The sequence below is a fragment of the Rhizobium sp. 01T444 genome (assembly GCF_056398305.1).
This window is the reverse complement of the sequence record NZ_JBFTPD010000002.1, coordinates 380086-402376: the sequence shown is the minus strand read 5'-3', so window position 1 is coordinate 402376 and position 22291 is coordinate 380086. Positions and strand designations below refer to the sequence as shown.

Annotated in this window: 18 protein-coding genes; 14 read left to right on the top strand and 4 right to left on the bottom strand. The window is 59.8% G+C overall.

All coding sequences use genetic code 11. From position 1 onward, the window contains the following. Nucleotides 1-129: 129 nt before the first annotated feature. Entirely contained in the window at nucleotides 130-879 is a 750-nt protein-coding gene (locus AC1DTN_RS04725; protein WP_477920040.1) for a HugZ family pyridoxamine 5'-phosphate oxidase, read from the top strand. Nucleotides 880-994: 115 nt separating this feature from the next. Further along, nucleotides 995-1312 carry an ArsR/SmtB family transcription factor gene (locus AC1DTN_RS04720; protein ID WP_007824533.1) on the top strand — a complete coding sequence of 106 codons (318 nt, stop codon included), beginning with the start codon at nucleotides 995-997 and terminating at the stop codon, nucleotides 1310-1312. A 143-nt stretch (nucleotides 1313-1455) separates the two neighbouring features. Here AC1DTN_RS04720 and AC1DTN_RS04715 read toward each other — a convergent pair whose 3' ends face one another. After that, entirely contained in the window at nucleotides 1456-3429 is a 1974-nt protein-coding gene (locus tag AC1DTN_RS04715) for a PhoX family protein (protein WP_442207012.1), read from the bottom strand. Between the two features lie 247 nt (nucleotides 3430-3676). Between AC1DTN_RS04715 and aptA the strand changes: the two genes are divergently transcribed. After that, the gene (gene aptA / locus AC1DTN_RS04710) at nucleotides 3677-5005 is read left to right on the top strand and encodes an omega-aminotransferase AptA (RefSeq protein ID WP_477920039.1); all 1329 of its coding nucleotides are present in this window, start codon (nucleotides 3677-3679) and stop codon (nucleotides 5003-5005) included. Between the two features lie 139 nt (nucleotides 5006-5144). Beyond that, the gene (locus AC1DTN_RS04705) at nucleotides 5145-6203 is read left to right on the top strand and encodes an alpha/beta hydrolase family protein (protein ID WP_442207013.1); all 1059 of its coding nucleotides are present in this window, start codon (nucleotides 5145-5147) and stop codon (nucleotides 6201-6203) included. 105 nt (nucleotides 6204-6308) lie between these two features. On the opposite strand, the gene AC1DTN_RS04700 is transcribed toward AC1DTN_RS04705, so the two are convergent. Beyond that, a complete protein-coding gene (locus AC1DTN_RS04700; protein ID WP_442207014.1) occupies nucleotides 6309-7220 on the bottom strand; it encodes an HD-GYP domain-containing protein in 912 nt (303 codons plus the stop codon). Nucleotides 7221-7667: 447 nt separating this feature from the next. On the opposite strand from AC1DTN_RS04700, the gene AC1DTN_RS04695 reads away from it, so the two are divergent. Then, nucleotides 7668-8771, top strand: a complete 1104-nt coding sequence (locus AC1DTN_RS04695; RefSeq protein ID WP_442207015.1) for a branched-chain amino acid ABC transporter substrate-binding protein — start codon at nucleotides 7668-7670, stop codon at nucleotides 8769-8771. 117 nt (nucleotides 8772-8888) lie between these two features. Continuing rightward, nucleotides 8889-10586, top strand: a complete 1698-nt coding sequence (gene ade, locus AC1DTN_RS04690; RefSeq protein WP_442207016.1) for an adenine deaminase — start codon at nucleotides 8889-8891, stop codon at nucleotides 10584-10586. Between the two features lie 8 nt (nucleotides 10587-10594). Here the strand turns inward: ade and bglA are convergent, their stop codons facing one another. Then, nucleotides 10595-12244, bottom strand: a complete 1650-nt coding sequence (gene bglA / locus AC1DTN_RS04685; RefSeq protein ID WP_442207017.1) for a beta-galactosidase BglA — start codon at nucleotides 12242-12244, stop codon at nucleotides 10595-10597. Nucleotides 12245-12620: 376 nt separating this feature from the next. Here bglA and AC1DTN_RS04680 point away from each other — a divergent pair, with 376 nt between their 5' ends. From AC1DTN_RS04680 to AC1DTN_RS04655, 6 genes are all read left to right on the top strand, one after another. Next, on the top strand, nucleotides 12621-14201 hold the full coding sequence (locus tag AC1DTN_RS04680) for a peptide ABC transporter substrate-binding protein (RefSeq protein ID WP_442207018.1): 1581 nt from the start codon (nucleotides 12621-12623) through the stop codon (nucleotides 14199-14201). A 48-nt stretch (nucleotides 14202-14249) separates the two neighbouring features. Continuing rightward, nucleotides 14250-15173: an ABC transporter permease subunit gene (locus AC1DTN_RS04675; RefSeq protein ID WP_442207019.1), complete on the top strand. Its 924-nt coding sequence runs from the start codon at nucleotides 14250-14252 to the stop codon at nucleotides 15171-15173. Beyond that, nucleotides 15170-16087: an ABC transporter permease gene (locus AC1DTN_RS04670; protein ID WP_007824543.1), complete on the top strand. Its 918-nt coding sequence runs from the start codon at nucleotides 15170-15172 to the stop codon at nucleotides 16085-16087. Before AC1DTN_RS04675 ends, AC1DTN_RS04670 begins: the two co-directional genes overlap by 4 nt. A 1-nt stretch (nucleotide 16088) precedes the next feature. Then, nucleotides 16089-17108: an ABC transporter ATP-binding protein gene (locus AC1DTN_RS04665; protein ID WP_113321966.1), complete on the top strand. Its 1020-nt coding sequence runs from the start codon at nucleotides 16089-16091 to the stop codon at nucleotides 17106-17108. Then, nucleotides 17101-18087 (top strand): ABC transporter ATP-binding protein, encoded by a 987-nt coding sequence (locus AC1DTN_RS04660; protein WP_113321965.1) that lies wholly within the window; start codon nucleotides 17101-17103, stop codon nucleotides 18085-18087. Before AC1DTN_RS04665 ends, AC1DTN_RS04660 begins: the two co-directional genes overlap by 8 nt. Nucleotides 18088-18200: 113 nt before the next feature. Continuing rightward, nucleotides 18201-19112 carry a sugar kinase gene (locus AC1DTN_RS04655; RefSeq protein WP_113321964.1) on the top strand — a complete coding sequence of 304 codons (912 nt, stop codon included), beginning with the start codon at nucleotides 18201-18203 and terminating at the stop codon, nucleotides 19110-19112. Between the two features lie 90 nt (nucleotides 19113-19202). On the opposite strand, the gene gstI is transcribed toward AC1DTN_RS04655, so the two are convergent. Further along, a complete protein-coding gene (gene gstI, locus AC1DTN_RS04650; protein ID WP_113321963.1) occupies nucleotides 19203-19394 on the bottom strand; it encodes a glutamine synthetase translation inhibitor GstI in 192 nt (63 codons plus the stop codon). A gap of 428 nt (nucleotides 19395-19822) precedes the next feature. Between gstI and AC1DTN_RS04645 the strand changes: the two genes are divergently transcribed. Together AC1DTN_RS04645 and AC1DTN_RS04640 are read left to right on the top strand one after the other, a co-directional pair. Continuing rightward, a complete protein-coding gene (locus AC1DTN_RS04645) occupies nucleotides 19823-20863 on the top strand; it encodes a glutamine synthetase beta-grasp domain-containing protein (RefSeq protein ID WP_113322021.1) in 1041 nt (346 codons plus the stop codon). A gap of 246 nt (nucleotides 20864-21109) precedes the next feature. After that, nucleotides 21110-22288, top strand: a complete 1179-nt coding sequence (locus AC1DTN_RS04640; protein ID WP_442207020.1) for a glycosyltransferase family 4 protein — start codon at nucleotides 21110-21112, stop codon at nucleotides 22286-22288. Nucleotides 22289-22291 lie beyond the last annotated feature (3 nt).

Genomic DNA, 22291 nt, shown 5'->3' with positions numbered 1-22291 from the left:
GCAAAAGTGTGCAGCGGTTTTGCGGTAACGACATGCGAAAACAAAAACCTAAAGCGTGGCAAGCGAATCCTGGAGATCGCGACACGCTTTAGACTTGATCCTTTCACTCCGCTTTGCGACAACGCGGATATGAAAGAACCGTCCTCCACGCTCCGCGAAACCGACGACGAGGCCCGCAAGCTGGCGCGCACTCTCTTGCGCTCCGCCCGCTATGCTGCCCTCGCCGTTCTCGATCCCGAAACCGGCTTTCCCTTCGCAAGCCGGGTTCTCCTCGGCACCGACATAGACGGCGTGCCGGTCATTCTCGTTTCCGCGCTCTCGACCCACACGAAAGCGCTCGCTGCCGATGCCAGGGCCTCGCTCCTGACCGGCGAGCCCGGCAAGGGCGATCCGCTTGCCCATGCCCGCCTGACGACCCAATGCAGTGCGGAACAGGTGGAGCGGGATACGCCTCTCCACGCGCGCATCCGCGCTCGTTTCCTCAATCGTCACGCCAAGGCGAAACTCTATATCGATTTCCCGGATTTCCGTTTCTTCCGGCTCATCCCGCAATCGGCCAGCCTTAATGGCGGATTCGGCCGTGCTTACATTTTGGACGGCAGCGATCTCGTGATTCACTCCGAGGCAAATGATCACATCGCTGAAAAAGCTGACGCCGCAGTGCAAGATTTAGTAGCGCGCCATCCGGACCTCATGTTAGCGCTGACATCCAGGCTGAAGGCACCTGAAGCGGGTCCCTGGCGCATATGTGGGGTCGATTCCGAAGGTTTTGATATGATTTCAGGTGACTTATTGATGCGTTGCGAGTTCGACATACCCGCTGAGGACTTAGATCACATTTGTTCAAACATATCTAAAATAGCATACCTGATACCTTAAATTTAGGTATATACAATCTTCGAGCCCAATTGCTAGTTTTCGCCGTCAGTCAAAGAACCGTCTGACGGCCTGTGCCTGTACGGATGATGTACGTTTCGCATTAGGAAGAAAAAATATGGAAACCTCTGATTTGGCCGAGCACACCAATGTGGCGGCAGCTTTATTATCGGCCATGGCCAACCCCAAGCGTTTGCTGATCCTCACCAGCCTGGTAAAGGGAGAAGTGCCTGTCGGCGTTCTCGCCACCCAGGTCGGCCTGAGCCAGTCGGCCCTCTCCCAGCATCTGTCGAAATTGCGCGCTCAGAAGCTGGTCAAGACCCGTCGTGATGCACAGACGATCTACTATTCCAGCAACTCCGAGCCGGTCATGAAGATCCTCGCGACGCTGGAGGATATCTACGTGGCTCAGAACCGGAGCAGGTCTGCAGCCTGATGTCAGCGCTGACATGATGTCAGTCTGAGCAGCGTTCCAGGGAAATGCTTCCGCGGGCGCCGCTTAACGATTTTCAGCACGTAAAACCTTTGGGACCGGCAATTCGCAAGAATTGCCGGTCCCGTCTGTGTCAGAACGACAGGTTAGCTGCCCACCACTCCGTTGCTAGCGCGCGTCAGCACGACGAGCGACGGACGCGCCGGCACACCCGGCTTGAAGTCCGGCCAGCTGGTGCCGGCATCTTCCATTGAGGTCGCATCCTCGTTATCGGCCATACGCAATTCACCCGGATGCTGGACCGAGAGGAAGACACTGGAGCCGTCCGAGGTAAAGGTCGGCGAGCAGGTCTCCGAACCGACAGGCGCGATATAAATGAGCTTCGGCAAAGCGCGGCCCGAACCTTCCGTATCCATCACATAGACGGAATCGGCGATGCCCTCAGGCGGCGGACCGTCGGTAGTGACCCAGAGGCGGCCTGCTGGATCCACGGCAAGGTTATCGGGGTCGGTGAACCAGCCGGCCGAGGTGGTCGCCGGGTGGAACATCGCCTGGTCTTCGGGCTTGGCCGGATCACCGCAGAGCACGAAGACGTCCCACTTGAAGCTCTCAGCGGCGTAATCGGGCTTGTCAGGACCGCCTGGCGTTACAAGCTCCAGCAGATGCCCATGCGGGTTGGGGCCACGTGGATTGGCAACGTTGACCTGTTCCTTCTCGTCGTCCCCCTGGCCCTTCGGCAAGCGATCCTCGTTTTCGGTCATGGCCACATAGAGCTTGCCGGTGCCGGGATGCGGGATGAAGCCCTCCGGCCCGTCCATCGGCGTCGCACCAACAAGGTCGGCGGCAGTGCGGGTGGCGAGAACCACGTCTGCCTGCGTCTTGAAGCCGGCTTCCGCCGTCAGCGGGCCTTCGCCGGCAACGAGCGGGATCCAGCGCATCGTGCCGTCGCTTTCGAACTTGGCGACAGACAGCGTGCCGTGATCGAGCAGATCCTTGTTGGCGGCGCGATCGTTGGGGTTCCACGGATCGCGGGTGACGAAGCGGTAGATATATTCGAAATCGTCGTCATCACCCATGAAGACCACGACGCGGCCGTCAGGCGCGACGCAACATTGCGCGCCTTCATGCGTCATGCGGCCGAGCGACGTGCGCTTGACCGGCTTTGCCGTCGGATCGAAGGGATCGATTTCGACGACCCAGTCGAAACGCATCCATTCGTTCGGCTCTTCCTCGAACTTGAAGCGCGGCTCGACGCGGCTGACGGAATAGATGTCGTTCTCATCCTCGTCCCAGCCCTGGCGCTCGACCAGTTCCTGGTTCGGCAACTTGGTATAGTCGCCGGCAAAAACGTCCATCGCGCCTTCTTCGCCTGAGAGCATCGTGCCCCAGGGTGTGATGCCGCCATTGCAGTTCGAGATCGTGCCGAAGACAACCGTGCCGGTCGGATCGGCCTTGGTCTTGAGCCGGTCGTCGCCGGCAGCCGGGCCGGAAATGCCGATCTCCGTGCTCATGTGGATGCGGCGGTTATACTTGCCGTCCTTAGCCACCTGCCACTGATTGCCATCCTTGCGCACTTCGAAAACGGATATGCCGACAGCAGCCATGACGGCGCGGATCTGATCCTCGGTCATCTTCTCGCGGTAATCGTCCGCGGTCAGGCCCGGGAACATCAGAAAGGGCGTCGCATATTCATGGCTGACGACCATCAGGCCGTGATCGGAGCTCTTTTCGCCCCACGGCAGCGGCAGGAACTGCGTGAAGTCATTGTTGTAGCCAAACTGGCGCTCGGCCGCCTTGCCATTCAGCTTGGCGACATCGAATTCCGGGCTGTCGGTAAAGAGAGCGTCGCCCCAGCGAATGAGGATCTGGCGCTCGTAACCATCAGGCCAATGGTCGGCGGTGTCGCGCACGCGCTTCAGTTCGGGGAAAGTAAGGGTCGACTCGGCAGCTTCTGCCCTCGTTGCTTCGAGCGCCGGCGCAAAAGCAGCCGCACCCATGGCGGCGATAAAGCCCTTGAGAACGGTACGGCGACGAACGCCTTCTTCGAGAATGGTGCCGTAGCTCGGCGCAAATGCACGCCGCGGATTGGGACGCGGTCTGGTTTTCTGGCGGTCCGTCATGACTACCTCCGGTAAAAATGGTTGAATTTCAAGGAAATGAATGAAATGCCCTCGGCCATTGCGGCCATCGATTTTTGTAGCAATGCCGGGCGAAGGATTGATGACGCCCGAAGTGTCCGGCAACGGCAGACAGCGGCGCTTCTTCGGCTTGACGCCTTGCCGGGCGCTGATAATTTGACCGGGCAGTAAAAATAAACGGCGCCAAGCCTTGAACGGGAACGGCCTCCCCAACGGCCAGGAGAACAGCATGTCCAACCGCCTGAATGCAACGCCAAACGACCTTCGCGCCTTTTGGATGCCCTTTACCGCAAACCGTCAGTTCAAGAAGGAACCGCGCCTCTTCGTGAGCGCCAAGGATATGTACTACCAGACCCATGACGGGCGTCAGGTTCTGGACGGTACGGCTGGCCTCTGGTGCGTGAATGCCGGACATTGCCGTCCGAAGATCACCGAGGCGATCAGCGAACAGGCCGGCGAACTCGATTACGCCCCGGCCTTTCAGCTCGGCCATCCCAAGGCTTTCGAGCTCGCCAACCGCCTGGTCGACATCGCGCCGGAAGGATTGGACCACGTCCTCTTCACCAATTCCGGCTCTGAATCGGTGGAAACGGCGCTCAAGGTGGCGCTCGCCTATCACCGCGTGAAGGGCAACGGCTCACGCTTCCGCCTGATCGGCCGTGAGCGTGGCTATCACGGCGTCAACTTCGGCGGCATCTCGGTCGGCGGCATCGTCACCAATCGCAAGATGTTCGGCACCCTGCTGACCGGCGTCGACCACATGCCGCACACCCACCTGCCCGGCAAGAACAACTTCACCCGCRGAGAACCCGAGCATGGCGGCGATATCGCCACCGAACTCGAGCGCATCGTCACTCTGCACGATGCATCCACGGTCGCCGCCGTGATCGTCGAACCGGTTGCGGGTTCGACCGGCGTTCTCATTCCGCCGAAGGGCTATCTGCAGAAGCTGCGCGAGATCTGCACCAAGCATGGCATCCTGCTGATCTTCGATGAAGTCATCACCGGCTTCGGCCGTCTGGGCGCTCCCTTCGCTGCTCAGTACTACGATGTGAAGCCCGATATCATCACCACCGCCAAGGGCCTGACCAACGGCGTCATCCCGATGGGCGCTGTCTTCGTGACCTCGGAAATCCATGATGCCTTCATGAATGGCCCCGAGCACATGATCGAGTTCTTCCACGGCTATACCTATTCTGGTAACCCGATCGCCTCGGCCGCAGCTCTTGCAACGCTCGACACCTACAAGGAAGAAGGCCTGCTGACCCGCGCAGCCGAACTCTCCGACTACTGGGCCGATGCGCTGCATTCGCTGAAGGATTGCCCCAATGTCATCGACATCAGAAACACCGGCCTTATCGGCGCCATCGAACTCGACCCGATCGCCGGTGAGCCGACCAAGCGGGCCTTCACGGCCTTCCTCAAGGCTTACGAAAGCGGCCTGCTGATCCGCACGACAGGCGACATCATCGCTCTCTCACCGCCGCTGATCATCGAGAAGAAGCACATCGACGAACTCTTCGGCAAGCTGCGTACGATCCTGCAGAACAACATCTGAGCTCGATAGTCCCGATTGAATTCAAGGGCGAGGCTTCGGCCTCGCCCTTTCTTTTGATATCGGCGACCTCGATCGCGTTATCGGTCTCCAGCCTCAGGGATTTCCTCCAGACAGGGCAAATCAACCCAATGGAGATCCGATGCCAAGACTCGCCTTTGTCCTCCCTCTGCTCCTGCTGCTGGTATCAGCAGCACATGCCGGAACCGGGTTCCGCCAAACCACCCTGCCCGGCAAAAACGCCGATCGCTCAATGCATGTCAGCATCTGGTATCCGACCGCGTCTGACGCCACACCCGTCCTTCTCGGCGAAACACCGGCCTTCGTCGGCCAACCTGTCATCAAGGACGCCGAACCCGTGGCCGGCCCGCATCCGCTGGTCGTCCTCTCCCATGGTTATGGCGGCAGCTGGCGCAACCTCGCCTGGCTTGCGGCCGACCTCGTTGACGCGGGCTATGTCGTCGCCGCACCCGATCATCCCGGCACGACCACACTCGACATGCGAAAGCCCGATGCCGTTAAACTGTGGAAGCGCCCTGGCGACCTCAGCCGCGTGATCGATGCGCTGCTCGACAATCCCGATCTGACGGGCGGCGTGGCATCCGATCGGATTGCCGCCATCGGCCATTCGCTCGGCGGCTGGACGGTCGTCGAACTGGCGGGCGGCCGCTTCGACGCGGCCAAGGTGACGAAGAATTGCATGGCTGAATTCAGCGCGATCTATTGCAAGATATTCGAGGCGCTCGGCATCGGACGCGATGCGGCTTCCAACGCGGCGATGGCCGCCGATCTCGGTGATGCAAGAATTCGTGCCGCGGTGACGCTCGACCTCGGACCTGGCCGCGGGCTGACACCGGAGAGCCTTGCGGCAATCCATATCCCTCTCATGGTGCTGGGTGCTGCGGCGGATGTCGATGCGGAGACGGCAACCGAGGCGGACATAGCCGCCACCAACAAGGATTCCGGCTACCTTGCCCGCTATCTACCGCCAGCGACCACCACCTACAGCCTTATCCCCGGATCGCTGCATTTCAGCTTCATGCAGTCCTGCAAACCTGACGCCGCCGAACTGATCGAGAAGGAAGCGCCAGGGGAGAGCATCGTCTGCGGGGATGGTGTTGGCGCGGATCGCGGAACGATTCACCAGCAGGTTTCCAGCATGGTCACGGATTTCCTGGGAAAGGCGCTCGCTGATCAATAGAGCAGCTTCCTCATCCTGCGCGCTTTCGGGAAGCCACGGATCACGAAGACATTCGGCCTGCGGCGGATCAGATCCCTGCAGCCTTGTGTGATGAGACAGATACGCTCAGGAAACGGAGGCTATCGACAGGCAGAGGGCAAATTTTTTGACGAGCCGGCGGTCGAAATGCCCTTCATTGGCAAGCATCCAGCTCAGCGCCTCCTTCGCGCTCCACGGAGCCTTGTAGGGGCGCACCGAAGTAACGGCGTCATAGACATCGCAAATCGCGGCAAGACGTGCGTGAAGGCTGATCTCGCCGTGGGACAGCCTGCGCGGATAACCCTTGCCGTCGATCCGTTCATGATGATTGAGGCAAACGTCGAGAACGATTTCCGACATGCCCTCCTGACGCGACAGGATCGCATGCCCTTTTTCCGGATGATCACGGATCAACTGGATCTCGTCTTCGTTCAGGCGCCCTTCCTTGTTGAGGACTTCGAGCGGAATTTCGAGCTTGCCGACGTCGTGCAACAGCCCAGCCGTGCCGAGTGTCTGCACCACTTCCTCATCCAGTCCGAGATGGCGGCTGAAAAGGATCATCAAGGCACTGACCGAAAGGGAATGCAGAAAGGTCACTTCATCCTTGGACTTCAGCCGGGTGACGCTCATGAAGACGGCAGGGTGGTCATCCATCGATTTGGAAACGGAGGAAATCACCGGCTCGACCTGATCGACGGTGATCCCATCTCCACCCTGCAGCCGATCGAAGACATCTTCCAGGACCTCCACGGATCTCTGAATGGTCTCGCGCGCTCCCTTGACGTCGATCTCGATCTTGCGTGAGGTGTTCCTGACATCGAGGCCCTTGGTGGTGTTGATCACGACACCTGCATCCGCGCACTCATTGAGCTTCAGCGTATCGCTCTCGCGTCGCAGTAAGAACCGTCGCCGAGATAGAAGAGGATCGTGCCAGATGCCCTCGACCATCTCGATAAACATTCCGGTCCGCACCTGCCTGGCTTCAATACGCTTGAGCATCCAGATATCTGTTCCCGCTATCCATATATCGACAAATCGAATATTTTATTGCACCGCAACAATATCTACAGGAACGACAGTTATACTGGGATTCTCAGAATCAATTATTAATTGGATTGAATATATGAATTACCGCAAGGATCATTGGCGGGCCGAGACAAGGCAGACCGAAAATTGCGGGAAATGGACTGAAAAATCAAAAAATCGGGCGCAATCTTTCCAGATTTGGCGAAAACAAACCTGATCTTGTTATCATCTTGCGGAATCTCACCGAAATTCCTAGAAATCTTGCCATGCGCCGCGCGAGCCAAATATGGCCGCGGGGCTCATTGATCGCGCAGCTTTTCCTCGTCCTTGGCACGCTCCCGAAGGGATCGCTGACAAAAGAAACGGCTTTCGCGGCAAGCAACCGGTGGTCGAAGACGACCCTACCCAAGGAGAGAGAACATGACCCTGAAGACCCTGACGGCGACGCTCGTCGCCTCGCTGGCATTTGTGCCGCTCGCGCATGCGGATATCGTCATCGGCCTCATCGCGCCGCTGACCGGCCCGGTGGCTGCCTATGGTGACCAGGTAAAGAACGGCGCGCAGACCGCCGTCGATGAAATCAACAAGAGCGGCGGCATTCTCGGTGAGAAGGTCGTGCTCGAGCTTGCAGACGACGCCGGCGAACCGAAGCAGGGCGTTTCCGCCGCAAACAAGGTTGTCGCCGACGGCATCCGCTTCGTCGTCGGTCCGGTCACCTCCGGCGTTGCAATCCCGGTTTCCGACGTTCTGGCCGAAAACGGCGTGCTGATGGTCACGCCAACGGCAACCGCGCCTGACCTCACCAAGCGCGGCCTGACCAACGTTCTGCGCACCTGCGGCCGTGACGACCAGCAGGCCGAAGTCGCCGCCAAATATGCTCTGGAACACTTCAAGGACAAGCGCGTCGCCATTATCAACGACAAGGGCGCTTACGGTAAGGGCCTTGCCGACGCCTTCAAGGCAACGCTGAACGCCGGCGGCGTCACCGAAGTCATCAATGACTCCATCACGCCCGGCGACAAGGACTTCTCCGCACTCACGACCCGTATCAAGGCCGAGAAGGTCGATCTCGTCTATTTCGGCGGCTACCACCCGGAAGGCGGCCTGCTTGCCCGCCAGTTGCATGACCTCTCGGTCAACGCTCAGATCATCGGCGGCGACGGCCTCTCCAACACCGAGTTCTGGTCGATCGGCACGGATGCGGCAGCCGGCACGTTGTTTACCAACGCCTCCGACGCCACCAAGAGCCCGGACTCCAAGGCTGCTGCCGATGCACTGGCCGCCAAGAACATCCCGGCCGAAGCCTTCACGCTCAACGCCTATGCAGCCGTTGAAGTCCTGAAGGCTGGCATCGAAAAGGCCGGTAGCGCCGAGGATGCGGAAGCCGTTGCTGCTGCCCTGAAGGGCGGTGAGCCGATCTCGACCGTCATCGGCAAGCTCACCTACGGCGAAACCGGCGACCTCACCTCGCAGAGCTTCTCGCTCTACAAGTGGGAAGGCGGCAAGATCGTTGCTGCCGAGTAATCGAAACGAATGAGACACGGGACCGGGCGCCATTGGCGTCCGGTTTCGTTTGCGGGCATCCAATCCGCAGACAGATGCGCTATAACTCGCGGAATCGATTGTATCGCGAGGATAGTCATGACCGCCAAGCTCGAACGTCTCATCGATCAGGGTGTGGGTCGCATACCGGCCGATATCGTCTTGAAAGGCGGACGCTTCTTCGATCTCGTGACGGGTGAACTCATCCAATCGGACATTGCCATCGGTGGCGAGCGTATTGTCGGCACCTGCGGCGCCTATAGCGGCGAGACCGAGATCGATATCTCCGGCAAGATCGTCGTTCCAGGCTTCATCGACACACATCTGCACATCGAATCCTCGCTGGTCACACCGCATGAGTTCGACCGCTGCGTGCTGCCCTATGGTGTGACGACCGTGATCTGCGACCCCCACGAGATCGCCAATGTACTTGGTAAGGAAGGCATCGAGTTCTTCCTCGCTTCAGCGCTCGAAACGATCATGGACATTCGTGTTCAGCTTTCCTCCTGTGTGCCGGCCACGCATCTGGAAACATCAGGCGCCGATCTGCCGGTCGAAAGCCTCCTGCCCTATCGCGACCATCCCAAGGTCATCGGCCTTGCCGAATTCATGAATTTCCCCGGTGTGATCCACAAGGATCCCGTCTGCATGGCAAAGCTCGATGCTTTCCAGGGCGGCCATATCGATGGGCATGCACCGCTGCTCTCAGGCAACGATCTCAACGGCTATCTCTCCACCGGCATTCGCACCGAGCATGAATGCACGAGTGCAGTCGAAGCGCTGGAGAAAATCCGCAAGGGCATGCATATCCTCGTGCGCGAGGGCTCCGTCTCCAAGGACCTGTACGCCCTGATGCCCATCATCACCGAACGCCTCTCGCCATACCTCGCGCTCTGCACCGATGACCGCAACCCGCTCGACATCGCCGAGCAGGGCCATCTCGACTACATGATCCGCACGGCGATCGCTGCTGGCGTCGAGCCGCTGGCGATCTACCGGGCCGCATCGATCTCCGCCGCCCGCGCCTTCGGTCTGCGTGACCGCGGCCTCGTTGCCCCCGGCTGGAAGGCAGACCTCGTCGTTATCGACAGCCTGGAGAATTGCAAGGCAGAGATGGTCTTTTCGGCCGGCCGCCGCGTCACCGATGCGCTCTTTGCCACCCGCAAGCCTGTCTCGCCTGTCGGCCTCGACAGCGTCAAGGCGCGGCCGGTCAATGCGGCCCACTTCGGCGTACCCGTTTCGGAAGGCGAAACGCCTGTCATCGGCGTCATGCCCGGCAAGATCATCACCGAGCATCGTCGCTACCGCCTGCCGGCCAGGGGCAACCAGACCATCGTTGATCTCGGCAATGACATCATCAAGGTCGCAGTCATCGAGCGTCACGGCAAGAACGGCAATCACGCCAACGGCTTCGTCCAGGGTTTTGGATTGAAGAAAGGCGCCATCGCCTCGACAGTCGGCCACGATAGCCACAATATCTGCGTCGTCGGCGTCAGCGAGGATGACATGGCGCTTGCGGCCAATCGTCTCGGCGAGATCAAGGGCGGCTTCGTCGTCGTCGAAGACGGCAAGGTCACCGGCGAGATTGCCCTGCCGGTCGCCGGCCTGATGAGCCTGGAACCCTATGAGGCGGTGCGCGACACGCTGCACCATCTGCGCAAGGCGGCTTATGCGCTGGGCACGACGCTGGAAGAACCCTTCCTGCAGGTCGCATTTCTGCCCCTGCCCGTGATCCCGCATTTGAAGATCTCGGACAAGGGGATGGTGGACGTCGATCGCTTCGCGCTGATCAGCTGACGACTGCGTTAGCTGATACGAGCGCAGAAGGCATCAAGCGCATCGAGCTGCACTGTCTTGATGCTGGCGACGGCTTTGAACCCGGGCATGGACAATGGAGCGCCCAGCACCATGCCGGCAGGAAGTTGAAATTCCGCAGGCTCACGCGTCAGGTTGAAGACGAAGAGCAGTTTCTCGTCTCCCTTCTCGCGCACGAAGGCGAGGAGATCCTGATTGCTGCCAACGAATTCCATGCTGCCGTCGACGAGCGCCGGATAGGTTTTCCGGAATTCCAGCGTACGCCGGTAATGGTGCAGCACGGAACTGTCATTGTTTTCCTGGGTGTCCACGGAAAGCGCCGCCTGTTCGTAGGGCACCGGCAGCCAGCTCTTCTCGGCGCTGGTGAAACCGGCATGCGCCTTGCCGGCTTCCCATGGCATCGGCGTGCGGCACCCGTCGCGGCCCTTGAAGGCCGGCCAGAAGCGAATGCCATAGGGGTCGCGTAGGTCTTCGAAGGCAAGCTCCGCCTCCGGCAGCCCCAGCTCCTCGCCCTGATAGAGGCAGATCGAACCGCGAAGTGCTGCCAGAACGGAAATCGCCAGCTTGGCGATGACCGGACGCTCCTCTTCCGTCAGCGCGAAACGGCTGACGTGGCGGTTGACGTCGTGATTGGAGAAGGCCCAGCAGACCCAGCCGTCCTTCACCATATGCTGGAAACTCTCGACACAGCCGCGGATATGATCTGCCGTGAAGTCCGGACCAAGCAGGTCGAAGGTGTAGCACATATGCAGCTTGTCGCCGCCGGTCGTATAGGCCGCAACAGTCTTCAGCGAGCGCGCACCGTCACCGACTTCACCGACGGTCGTGCGCCCCTCATACTGGTCGAGCAAAGCCCGAAAGCGCTTGAGGAATTCAAGGTTTTCCGGCTGCGTCTTGTCGTAAAGGTGGTTCTGCATGCCATAGGGATTGCTGTCGGGCGCATCGAGGCCGGGCTGATCCGGGTCTGGCTCATGCGGCGGATTGTCTCGGAACTGCTTGTCGCAGAAGTAATAATTCACCGTATCCAGCCGAAAACCGTCCACGCCGCGGTCCAGCCAGAACCTCACCGTCTGCAGCAGCGCATCCTGAACCGGCGTGCTGTGAAAATTCAGGTCGGGCTGCGAGGTCAGGAAGTTATGCTGGTAATATTGCCGGCGCACGCCGTCCCATTCCCAGCCAGGCCCGCCGAAGATCGACAGCCAGTTGTTCGGCGCTGTCCCATCGGGCTTCGGGTCGGCCCATACATACCAGTCGGCCTTGTCGTTCGTGCGGCTGGAACGGCTTTCCACAAACCACGGATGCCGGTCTGATGTATGAGAAATCACCTGATCGATAATGACCCTTATGCCGAGCCTGTGAGCTTCTGCCATCATCGCATCGAAATCGTCGAGCGTGCCGAAAATCGGGTCGACGTCACAATAGTCGGAGACGTCATAACCCATGTCGGCCATGGGTGATTTGAAGAAGGGAGAGAGCCAGATGGCATCGACGCCAAGGCTTGCGATATGGGAGAGGCGCCGGGTTATCCCCTTGAGATCGCCGAGCCCGTCGCCATTCGTATCCTGAAACGATCGCGGATAGACCTGATAGATCACCGCACCGCGCCACCAATCCGCATTCCCGCCTGTCTGCAGCACCATTGACCACCGCCTCCTGCTTCATTTCGCCCGCAACACTAAAGCATGTCGCGCAAAAGTGTGCAGCGGTTTTGCGATAACGACATGCGCAAAACAAAGACTTAAAGCGTGGCAGGCGAATCTGAAAGATCGCGGCGCGCTTTAAGCGGCGAAGCAAAAAACAACAGCGCAATGGCGCATTTGGACTTGAATGATGGACGGTCGCGATCAGACAAAAGGGAGACGCTTATAAGCTTGTCCACACCCGAATGCTACCCACCGGTTTAGGGGTTGCAACGCCAAACCTTTGCGTTAAGGTGCCGTTGACCTGCACGTAACAGGTCAAATCGGGAACAAATGACTAAAGAAAAGGCGAAAAGCCTAGAAAGGTGGACCCAGTATGTCCTTTTTCACGAAAAAATTTCTCGCGTCTGCAATGGTTGGCTCATTGCTCGCATTTTCGGCCCACGCGGCCACGCTGAATATCCATAATGGTGGCGACCCCACCTCGCTGGATCCGCAAAAACTCTCCGGCGACTGGGAAAACCGTATTGCCGGCGACATCTTCGAAGGCCTCGTCACCGAAGACGCCAAGGACAACCCGGTTCCCGGCCAGGCCGAAAGCTGGACCATTTCCCCTGATGGCAAGGTCTACACTTTCAAGCTCCGTGATGGCATCAAGTGGTCCGATGGCCAACCGGTAACGGCCGGCGACTTTGTGTTCGCCTTCCAGCGCCTCATCGATCCGAAAAATGCGGCCGACTACGCCTATCTGCAGTTCACCGTCAAGAACGCAGAAAAGATCAATAAGGGCGAGATCACCGATCTCAACGAGCTCGGCGTCAAGGCAATCGATGACAAGACGCTCGAGATCACCCTTGAAAACCCGACCCCTTATTTCATCAACGCCCTGATGCACTACACGGCCTATCCGCTGCCGAAGCATGTCGTCGAGGCCAAAGGTCAGGATTGGGTCAAGATTGGCAACATCGTCACCAACGGTCCGTACAAGCCGGTCGAGTGGGTCCCCGGTTCGCACGTCACGACCGTCAAGAACGACCAGTATTACGGTGCCAAGGATGTGAAGATCGACGGCGCGAAGTTCTTCGTGCTTGAAGACCAGGAAGCCGCGCTGAAGCGCTACCGCGCCGGCGAATTCGACATCCTCACCGACTTCCCGACCGACCAGTACGAGTGGATGAAGAAGAACCTGCCGGGCCAGGCGCATGTCGCCCCCTTCTCCGGCCTCTACTACTACGTCATCAACTCGACCAAGCCGCCCTTCAACGACAAGCGCGTCCGTCAGGCTCTCTCGATGGCGATCAACCGCGAAGTCATCGGCCCGCAGATCCTCGGCACCGGCGAACTGCCGGCTTACTCCTGGGTTCCGCCGGGCACGGCAAATTACGGCGAACCGGCCTACGTTTCCTGGAAGGACCTTCCTTACAAGGACAAGGTTGAAGAAGCCAAGAAGCTGCTGAAGGAAGCCGGCTTCGGCCCGGATCATCCGCTGACCACCGAGCTCAAGTACAACACCAACGACAACCACAAGCGTATCGCCGTCGCGATCGCCTCCATGTGGAAGCCGCTGGGCGTGAATGTTGAGCTCGTCAACGCTGAGACGAAGGTCCACTACGACCAGCTGCAGCGTGGTGAAGTGCAGATCGGACGTGCCGGCTGGCTCGCCGACTACAACGATCCGGACAACTTCCTGAACCTGCTCGTCACGGGCGTTCAGATGAACTACGGCCGCTGGTCGAATGCCGACTATGACAAGCTGATCAAGGACGGCAACGCTCAGACCGATCTGACGAAGCGCGCCGAAATCTTCAAGAAGGCCGAACAGCTCGCGCTGGACGATTCCGCCGCACTTCCGATCTATTACTACGTCTCCAAGAACGTCGTCTCGCCCAAGATCGAGGGCTTCGTCGACAACGTTCAGGACATCCACCGCACCCGCTGGCTGTCCATCAAGGAATAAGGATGAAAGGCTCTTCCCGGTTCTCCCGGGAAGAGCCGCTCCACGCCCATGATCAAATATGCACTCCGTCGATTGCTGTCGACGATCCCCGTTCTGTGGATCGCCGTCACAGCTTGCTTTTTCGTTTTGCGCCTTGCCCCCGGCGGCCCCTTCGATGGCGAAAGGCCATTGCCGCCGGTGATCCTGAAAAACCTTGCGGCCCACTACAATCTGGATAAGCCGCTCATTCAGCAGTACCTGATCTATGTCGGCGACCTGCTGAAAGGTGACCTCGGCCCCTCCTTCGCGAGCGAGGACTTCACCGTCACCCAGCAGATCATGATCGGCCTGCCCTACACCTTCACCATCGGTACGGCTGCCTTCCTGATCGCCATCATCGTCGGCGTGGGTGTCGGCTGTCTTGGGGCGCTCTATCAGAACAAGGCACCGGATTATATTCTGGGTGCCCTTATTCTCGTAGGCGTCGTTCTCCCGAACTTCCTGATCGCGCCCATCATGCAGCTCGTCTTCGGCATCCACCTCGCGTGGTTTCCAGTCGGTGGCTGGGGTGACGGCTCGACCAAATACCTCGTCTTGCCGATCTTCGTTCTGGCGTTGCCGCATGCCGGCCGCATCTCGCGCATCACCCGCGGCTCGATGATCGAGGTGATGAACCAGAACTTCATCCGCACCGCCAAGGCAAAGGGCATCGGCCCGCGCCTGACGGTCATGCGCCACGCGCTGAAGCCCGCCATGATGCCCGTCGTCTCCTATCTGGGCCCGGCGGCAAGTTACCTTCTCACCGGCTCGCTGGTTGTCGAAAGCATCTTCGGATTGCCCGGCATCGGCCGCTATTTCGTCAACGCAGCGCTGAACCGCGATTACGGCATGGTTCTCGGTACGGTCATCTTCTACATGGTGCTGATCGTGTTCCTGAACCTTCTGGTCGACATCGCCTATGCCTGGCTGGACCCGAAAGTGAGAAACAGATGATCCTCAATCCTGCAAAAAGAGAGCTGCTCGCAGCCGAATTGCTGGAAGCGGAAGGCCTGGCTCCGGAAGGTCGCTCGCTGACGAAAGACGCCCTGCGCCGTCTCTCCCGCAACAAGGCGGCAGTCATCTCCATCGGCGTGCTGGTGCTGCTGATCCTCGCTGCCTTCCTCGGCCCGAACTTCATCCCCTTCAACTATGAAGACCCGGACTGGGCCGCCTTCCGCACCCCGCCCTCCTTCGAAAGCGGCCACTATTTCGGCACCGACCCGAACGGCCGCGACCTGCTCGCCCGCGTGCTCTATGGCACGCGCGTTTCGCTGGCCGTGGCGCTGACGGCAACCCTCGTCTCCGTCGTCATCGGCGTGCTCTACGGTGCGGTCTCCGGCTATATTGGCGGCCGGCTGGACTCCATCATGATGCGCTTCGTCGACATCATGTATGCGCTCCCCTACATCCTCTTCGTCATCCTGCTGATGGTCATCTTCGGCCGCAACGTCTACCTGCTCTTTGCGGCGATCGGCGCGCTCGAATGGCTGACCATGGCCCGCATCGTGCGCGGCCAGACCCTGTCGCTCAAGCACCGCGAATTCGTGGAGGCTGCCCGCGCCTCGGGTCAGAAGCCCTTCAAGATCATCACCAAGCACATCATCCCGAACCTCGTCGGCCCCGTCGTCATCTTCGCCGCCCTGACCGTGCCTGAGATCATCGCGACCGAGAGCTTCCTCTCCTATCTCGGTTTCGGCGTTCAGGAACCGCTGACCTCGCTCGGCACACTGATTGCCGAAGGTACCGATGCCATGGAAAGCATGCCGTGGCTGCTGATTTTCCCGGCAAGCTTCCTCGTTGCTCTGCTGTTGAGCCTGCTCTTCATCGGCGACGGCCTGCGCGATGCGTTCGACCCGAAGGATCGATAGGATGACCCCAGAAAATCAAAAAGAAAAACAAAACGATATCCTTCTCGAACTGAAGGACTATTCGATCACCTTCGAAACGCCCGAGGGGCAGGTGAAGGCGGTCTCCAACATGAACCTGACGGTGCGCCGCGGCGAGCGCATCGCCATCGTCGGCGAATCCGGTTCGGGCAAGAGCCAGACCTTCCTCGGCATCATGGGCCTGCTCGCCAAGAACGGTAAAACGACCGGTCAGGCTCTGCTCGAAGGCAAGGACGTGCTGGCGCTTAAACCCCGCGAGCTCGACCATGTCCGCGGCAAGGATATGGCCATGGTCTTCCAGGACCCGATGACGGCGCTGAACCCGTCGCTCCGGATTTCCCGGCAGTTGACGGAACAGCTTGAGATTCATCGCGGCTTTACCGCCAAGGCGGCCTCTGCCGCGGCTCTGGAGATGTTGAAGCGCGTCGGCATTCCCGATCCGACACGCCGTTTCAATCTTTATCCGCACGAGCTTTCGGGCGGCATGCGCCAGCGCATCGTCATTGCCATGGCGCTGCTCACCAAGCCGAAACTGCTGATCGCCGACGAGCCGACCACGGCGCTCGACGTGACCATCCAGGCCCAGATCCTGGATCTCTTCAATGATCTGACGGCCGAGATGAACACGGCGCTTCTGATGATCACCCACGACCTCGGCGTCGTGGCCGGTCTCGCGGATAGGGTTGCCGTCATGTATGCCGGCCGCATCGTCGAGGAAGCTCCGGTCGATGAGCTCTTCGAAAACCCGGCCCACCCCTATACGGCCGCGCTCCATGCTTCGATCCCGCGCCCGGACCAGGACGTCGACGACCTCGTCGTCATTCCCGGCCGCCCGCCGAACCTGCAGCACCTGCCGAAGGGCTGCAATTTCTCGCCGCGCTGTTCGCAGGTCCAGGACGATTGCATCGACCGCCCGCCGCAGCTTCAACAGCAGGGCGCAAATCATTGCGCCGCCTGTTTCCATCCCTTCCCCCGCCGCGAGGAGTTGCTGATCCATGGCTGAACGCTCGCTTCTGAGGGTCGAGAACCTGACAACCCAGTTCGAGATCCCCTCGAAATCCTTCTTCAAGCCGCCGCTGATGCTGACGGCCGTCAACAATGTCAGCTTCGATCTCGCCGAAGGCCGCACGCTTGGCATTGTCGGCGAATCCGGCTGCGGCAAGTCGACGCTCGGCCGCTCTATCCTGCGTCTTCTGAAGGCGCAGAAGGGCCGTATCCTCTGGCAGGGCCGCAACCTGCTCGATCTGACGGATGAGGAAATGCGTGCCGCACGCCGCGACATGCAGATCATCTTCCAGGATCCGATCGCGTCGCTCGATCCGCGCATGACGGTCGGCGATATCATTGCCGAGCCGCTCACCGTCTTCGAGCCGAAGCTGACAAGGTCTCAGCGTCTTGAGCGCGTGCGGGAGATCATGACCGCCGTCGGTCTGGTGCCGGAAATGATCAACCGTTATCCGCACGAATTCTCGGGCGGTCAGGCGCAGCGCATCGGCATCGCCCGCGCTGTCGTCACCCGGCCGAAGCTCATCATCTGCGACGAACCGGTCTCCGCTCTCGACGTGTCGATCCAGGGCCAGGTCATCACGCTGCTTCGCAAGCTGCGCAAGGAGTTCGGCCTGACGCTGATCTTCATCAGCCACGACCTCTCGGTCGTACGTCTGATCTCGGATGACGTGCTGGTGCTCTATCTTGGCAAGGTCGTGGAAGCCGGTGATTGCGCGACGGTCTTCGAACACCCGGCCCATCCCTACACGCAGGCGCTCTTCTCGGCGGCTCCGATCCCGGATCCTAAACTTGCGCGCCTGCGCAGCCGCATCCGCCTGCAGGGGGACCCGCCCTCGCCGCTCAATCCGCCGAAGGGCTGCGTCTTTTCGCCCCGCTGCTGGAAGGCGACGGATATCTGCCGCACCGAGATGCCGCCGACGGAACTGGTTCGTCCCGGCCAGACGGCTGCCTGCTATCATATGGACAGGCCCTGACCTGAATTCCCCATCGCCCCGGCATCGGGGCGATGGACTTTCCGCTTTCGTTGACTTGTCTCATCCCGCCTCTTCGCGTATCCGCAAGAGCAGAAAAAATCCGGGAGGATGGCTTGAGCGGACGGTTTCTGTCGATCGGCGAATGCATGGTGGAGCTCTCGCAGGCGGGTGAAGGCCTGCTGCGGAAAGGCTTTGCCGGCGATACTTTCAACACCGCATGGTATGCCCGCGCCTGCCTGCCCCCCGCCTGGTCGGTCGATTACTTCACCGCGCTCGGCGATGATCCGATGTCCGACGAGATGGTCGCCTTCATGGGCAAGGCCGGCATCGGCACGGATCTCATCCGCCGTATCAAGGGCAAGACGCCCGGCCTTTACATGATCAATCTGAGGAACGGCGAGCGCTCCTTCAGCTACTGGCGCGACAGTTCGGCCGCCCGCAGCCTCGCGACCGATCCCGACCGCCTGCGCGAAGCAGTGGAAAGTGCCGATGTCGTCTATTTCTCCGGCATCACGCTTGCCATCCTCTCCCAAGACGATGCCGAGACGCTGCTCGCGGAAATCCGCCGTGCTAAGGCCATCGGCAAATTCGTCGTCTTCGATCCCAACATTCGCCCGCGCCTATGGTCGAGCTACGACGTGATGCACATCACAATCAATGAAGGCGCACGCTCCTCCTCGCTGGTCATGCCGAGCTTCGATGATGAGGCCGCCCATTTCGGAGACGCTTCCATCGACGCCACCATTGCGCGCTATCTTGCGCTTGGTGCCTCGCATGTCGTCGTCAAGAACGGCGCCGAAGGTGCAACGCTGAGCTTCGCCAACGAGAAAGCTTACGTGCCGGCGGAAAAGGTCAAAAAGGTCGTCGACACGACGAGCGCGGGCGACAGTTTCAACGGCGCATTCCTTGCTCATTATCTGGAAAACCGGGACGCCCCGGCAGCCGCTCGCTTCGGGGCTAAAATCGCCGCCCGCGTGGTCAGCGAACATGGCGCACTCGTGCCGAAGGAAAAGCTCGGCCTCTGATATAATGATGAAGCCTGCGCATGTCGCTTATCGCGCGGCCACGCGCAGGCCGGCCCCCGCCTAAGCGGTCATTCATCATCGATCGTCAGATCAGGAATTGGGCTTCTTGTCGTCGGCGCGAACGGCTTCGTCGTGATACCAGCAGCTGTCGAGCGCAGCGTCACACACATCAGCGGCCTCCCGCTCCATCATGCGAAAGCGCTCGAAGCGGTTCTGTGCCTGAACGGCCTTGACGGGAAACTGGTAGATTGTCGCGGATTCACGATGGAAACCGATTGCCATGAGATAGCCTTTCTTCAGTTCGGCCTATCAACATTCACGGTCTGTATAATAGCACAATGCACATAGTTTATGCAAATTGCACAAAATAACAGCAATGTTGCAATTATAAACGATCGATGCAGCATTTCCTGATTAAGCTTGCGCTGATTTGTTTAAAACTTAATCCGTCAGCCTCAACGCCAGAATTTTCATCTGGTTCCAACGCGGAAAATGCTCATCTCTAGGCGGGATAGCCACATACCGGCTCCATCCGCCTCCCTGCCGCGTCCGCTCCGAAATTGCGATCGCGGGATGATTCGTAAATTTTTTATGTCGACCGCCCGATCTGGCACGCTACGTGCTTCACAAGAGGCATCCCCTGGCGGGAGAGCGCACCCTTGCGTCTACTGCCTCAGGATTTGCTCAAGTTCGCAGCAGAGAGAGTCGCGATGACAAAGTATAAGCTCGAGTATATTTGGCTCGATGGGTACACCCCGGTACCGAACCTGCGTGGCAAGACGCAGATCAAGGAATTCGATAGTTTCCCGACGCTCGAACAGCTCCCGCTCTGGGGCTTCGATGGTTCGTCGACGATGCAGGCTGAAGGCCGCAGCTCTGACTGCGTGCTGAAGCCGGTTGCCATCTATCCCGATCCGGCCCGCACCAACGGTGTGCTCGTCATGTGCGAAGTCATGATGCCGGATGGCGTGACACCGCATGCAAGCAACGCTCGTGCGACCATCCTCGACGACGAAGATGCCTGGTTCGGCTTCGAGCAGGAATATTTCTTCTACGAAAACGGCCGTCCGCTCGGCTTCCCCGAGAGCGGCTACCCGGCTCCGCAGGGTCCTTACTACACCGGCGTCGGCTACTCGAATGTCGGTTCGGTTGCCCGCGAAATCGTTGAAGAGCACCTCGACCTCTGCCTCGCTGCCGGCATCAACCACGAAGGCATCAACGCCGAAGTGGCCAAGGGCCAGTGGGAATTCCAGATTTTCGGCAAGGGCTCCAAGAAGGCCGCCGACCAGATCTGGATGGCGCGCTACCTCCTGCAGCGCCTGACCGAAAAATACGGCATCGACATCGAGTATCACTGCAAGCCGCTCGGCGACACCGACTGGAACGGTTCGGGCATGCATTGCAACTTCTCGACCAAGTTCATGCGCGAAGTCGGCGGCAAGGCCTATTTCGAAGCGCTGATGGCGCAGTTCGACAAGAACCTGATGGACCACATCAACGTTTACGGCCCCGACAACGACAAGCGTCTGACCGGCAAGCACGAGACGGCTCCGTGGAACAAGTTCTCCTACGGCGTTGCTGACCGTGGCGCCTCGATCCGTGTTCCGCATTCCTTCGTCAAGAACGACTACAAGGGCTACCTCGAAGATCGCCGCCCGAACTCCCAGGGCGACCCCTACCAGATCGCTTCGCAGGTTCTGAAGACGATCTCGGAAGTCCCGACTTCCGGTTTCGCTTCGGCTGCAGCCTAAGTTTTACTGCGGCGCCGACTTCCCCGTCGGCGCCGTTCCTTTTCAAGGCGCAAACGCCTTTCGGCCATTCATCGCCGACATAATTGCTGGCCCCGGCTGCCGCAAGTTCCTGTAAATACTCGTACAGGGCTGTAATATTTCCATCATGCACTTCCGCCAAAATAAGAATGCGGGAATCGCCATTCCGGAAACCCCGCCAGGGGTTGTGCGTTGCCAAAACTAAGCGACGCTGATGGAAATGGAAACATGCTGCAACGTCCGTCAAATTCGTATAGCGGCGAAAGCTGGGCTAGTGCCGCTGGGGCTGTGCCGGAGCGGCTTGTGATCGTCACCGATGCCTGGCATCCGCAGGTCAATGGCGTCGTCCGCTCGATCGAAAACACCAATCGCGAACTGGCCAGGATGGGCGTCGAAGTCTCGATGGTGACGCCCGAGCGTTTCGCCAGCATCCCCTGCCCCACATACCCTGAGATCCGCCTGTCGATCGCCTGGTACCGCCGCGTCGCCCGCGAGATCGAAAAGCACAATCCTTCCTACGTCCACATCGCGACGGAAGGCCCGCTCGGCCTGTCGGCGCGGCGGTGGTGCATCCGCAAGCGCATGCCCTTTTCCACCAGCTACCACACCCGCTTTCCGGAATATGTGTCGGCTCGCCTGCCGATCCCCGAGAGCTGGCTCTACGCCTTCGTGCGCTGGTTCCATAATGGCGGCGCCGGCTGCATGGTGGCGACGCCCAGCCTTGCCCGCGAACTGGCTGCCAAGGGGCTCAAGAACCTGATGCCCTGGAGCCGCGGCATCGATGCCACGCAATTTCATCCGATGCCGCAGGAGGAAAAGCCCTTTGGCCTTCCCCGGCCGATTTTCATGACAGTCGGCCGCGTGGCATTGGAAAAGAACCTGCCGGCCTTTCTGGATCTCGATCTGCCCGGCTCGAAAGTGGTGGTCGGCGACGGCCCCGCACGCGCCGAACTCGAAGAACGCTATCCGGATGTGCATTTCACCGGCGTGAAATTCGGCGAAGAACTGGCAAATGCCTATGCGCAGGCCGATGTCTTCGTCTTCCCGTCGCTGACGGATACGTTCGGCAACACCATTCTGGAGGCGCTCGCATCAGGCGTCCCGGTCGCGGCCTATCCCGTTACCGGCCCGCTGGATATCATCGGCGAAGAAAGCCTTGTCGGCGCGCTGGACGAGAACCTGCAGGCTGCCTGCATTGCTGCCCTCTCCAGCTCGCGGGAGAAGGCACGCGAGCTTGCCCTGCAATATTCCTGGGAAGCGGCAACGCTGCAATTCATCAACAATATCCGCGCCGCCAACGGCGTCATCACGCCGAAATGGAAGAAGGCGTGGCAATATGCCACCAAATCCCTTCCAAGAAGCAGAAAGCCCGGCGATACCGCCGGGTCTCTCTCTTCAGCTGATTGACCC

Coding starts and splice junctions, on each gene's coding strand:
- AC1DTN_RS04725 (WP_477920040.1), top strand. CDS start 130: ATGAAAGAACCGTCCTCCACGCTCCGCGAAACCGACGACGAGGCCCGC.
- AC1DTN_RS04720 (WP_007824533.1), top strand. CDS start 995: ATGGAAACCTCTGATTTGGCCGAGCACACCAATGTGGCGGCAGCTTTA.
- AC1DTN_RS04715 (WP_442207012.1), bottom strand. CDS start 3,429: ATGACGGACCGCCAGAAAACCAGACCGCGTCCCAATCCGCGGCGTGCA.
- AC1DTN_RS04705 (WP_442207013.1), top strand. CDS start 5,145: ATGCCAAGACTCGCCTTTGTCCTCCCTCTGCTCCTGCTGCTGGTATCA.
- AC1DTN_RS04700 (WP_442207014.1), bottom strand. CDS start 7,220: ATGCTCAAGCGTATTGAAGCCAGGCAGGTGCGGACCGGAATGTTTATC.
- AC1DTN_RS04695 (WP_442207015.1), top strand. CDS start 7,668: ATGACCCTGAAGACCCTGACGGCGACGCTCGTCGCCTCGCTGGCATTT.
- ade (WP_442207016.1), top strand. CDS start 8,889: ATGACCGCCAAGCTCGAACGTCTCATCGATCAGGGTGTGGGTCGCATA.
- bglA (WP_442207017.1), bottom strand. CDS start 12,244: ATGGTGCTGCAGACAGGCGGGAATGCGGATTGGTGGCGCGGTGCGGTG.
- AC1DTN_RS04680 (WP_442207018.1), top strand. CDS start 12,621: ATGTCCTTTTTCACGAAAAAATTTCTCGCGTCTGCAATGGTTGGCTCA.
- AC1DTN_RS04675 (WP_442207019.1), top strand. CDS start 14,250: ATGATCAAATATGCACTCCGTCGATTGCTGTCGACGATCCCCGTTCTG.
- AC1DTN_RS04670 (WP_007824543.1), top strand. CDS start 15,170: ATGATCCTCAATCCTGCAAAAAGAGAGCTGCTCGCAGCCGAATTGCTG.
- AC1DTN_RS04665 (WP_113321966.1), top strand. CDS start 16,089: ATGACCCCAGAAAATCAAAAAGAAAAACAAAACGATATCCTTCTCGAA.
- AC1DTN_RS04660 (WP_113321965.1), top strand. CDS start 17,101: ATGGCTGAACGCTCGCTTCTGAGGGTCGAGAACCTGACAACCCAGTTC.
- gstI (WP_113321963.1), bottom strand. CDS start 19,394: ATGGCAATCGGTTTCCATCGTGAATCCGCGACAATCTACCAGTTTCCC.
- AC1DTN_RS04645 (WP_113322021.1), top strand. CDS start 19,823: ATGACAAAGTATAAGCTCGAGTATATTTGGCTCGATGGGTACACCCCG.
- AC1DTN_RS04640 (WP_442207020.1), top strand. CDS start 21,110: ATGCTGCAACGTCCGTCAAATTCGTATAGCGGCGAAAGCTGGGCTAGT.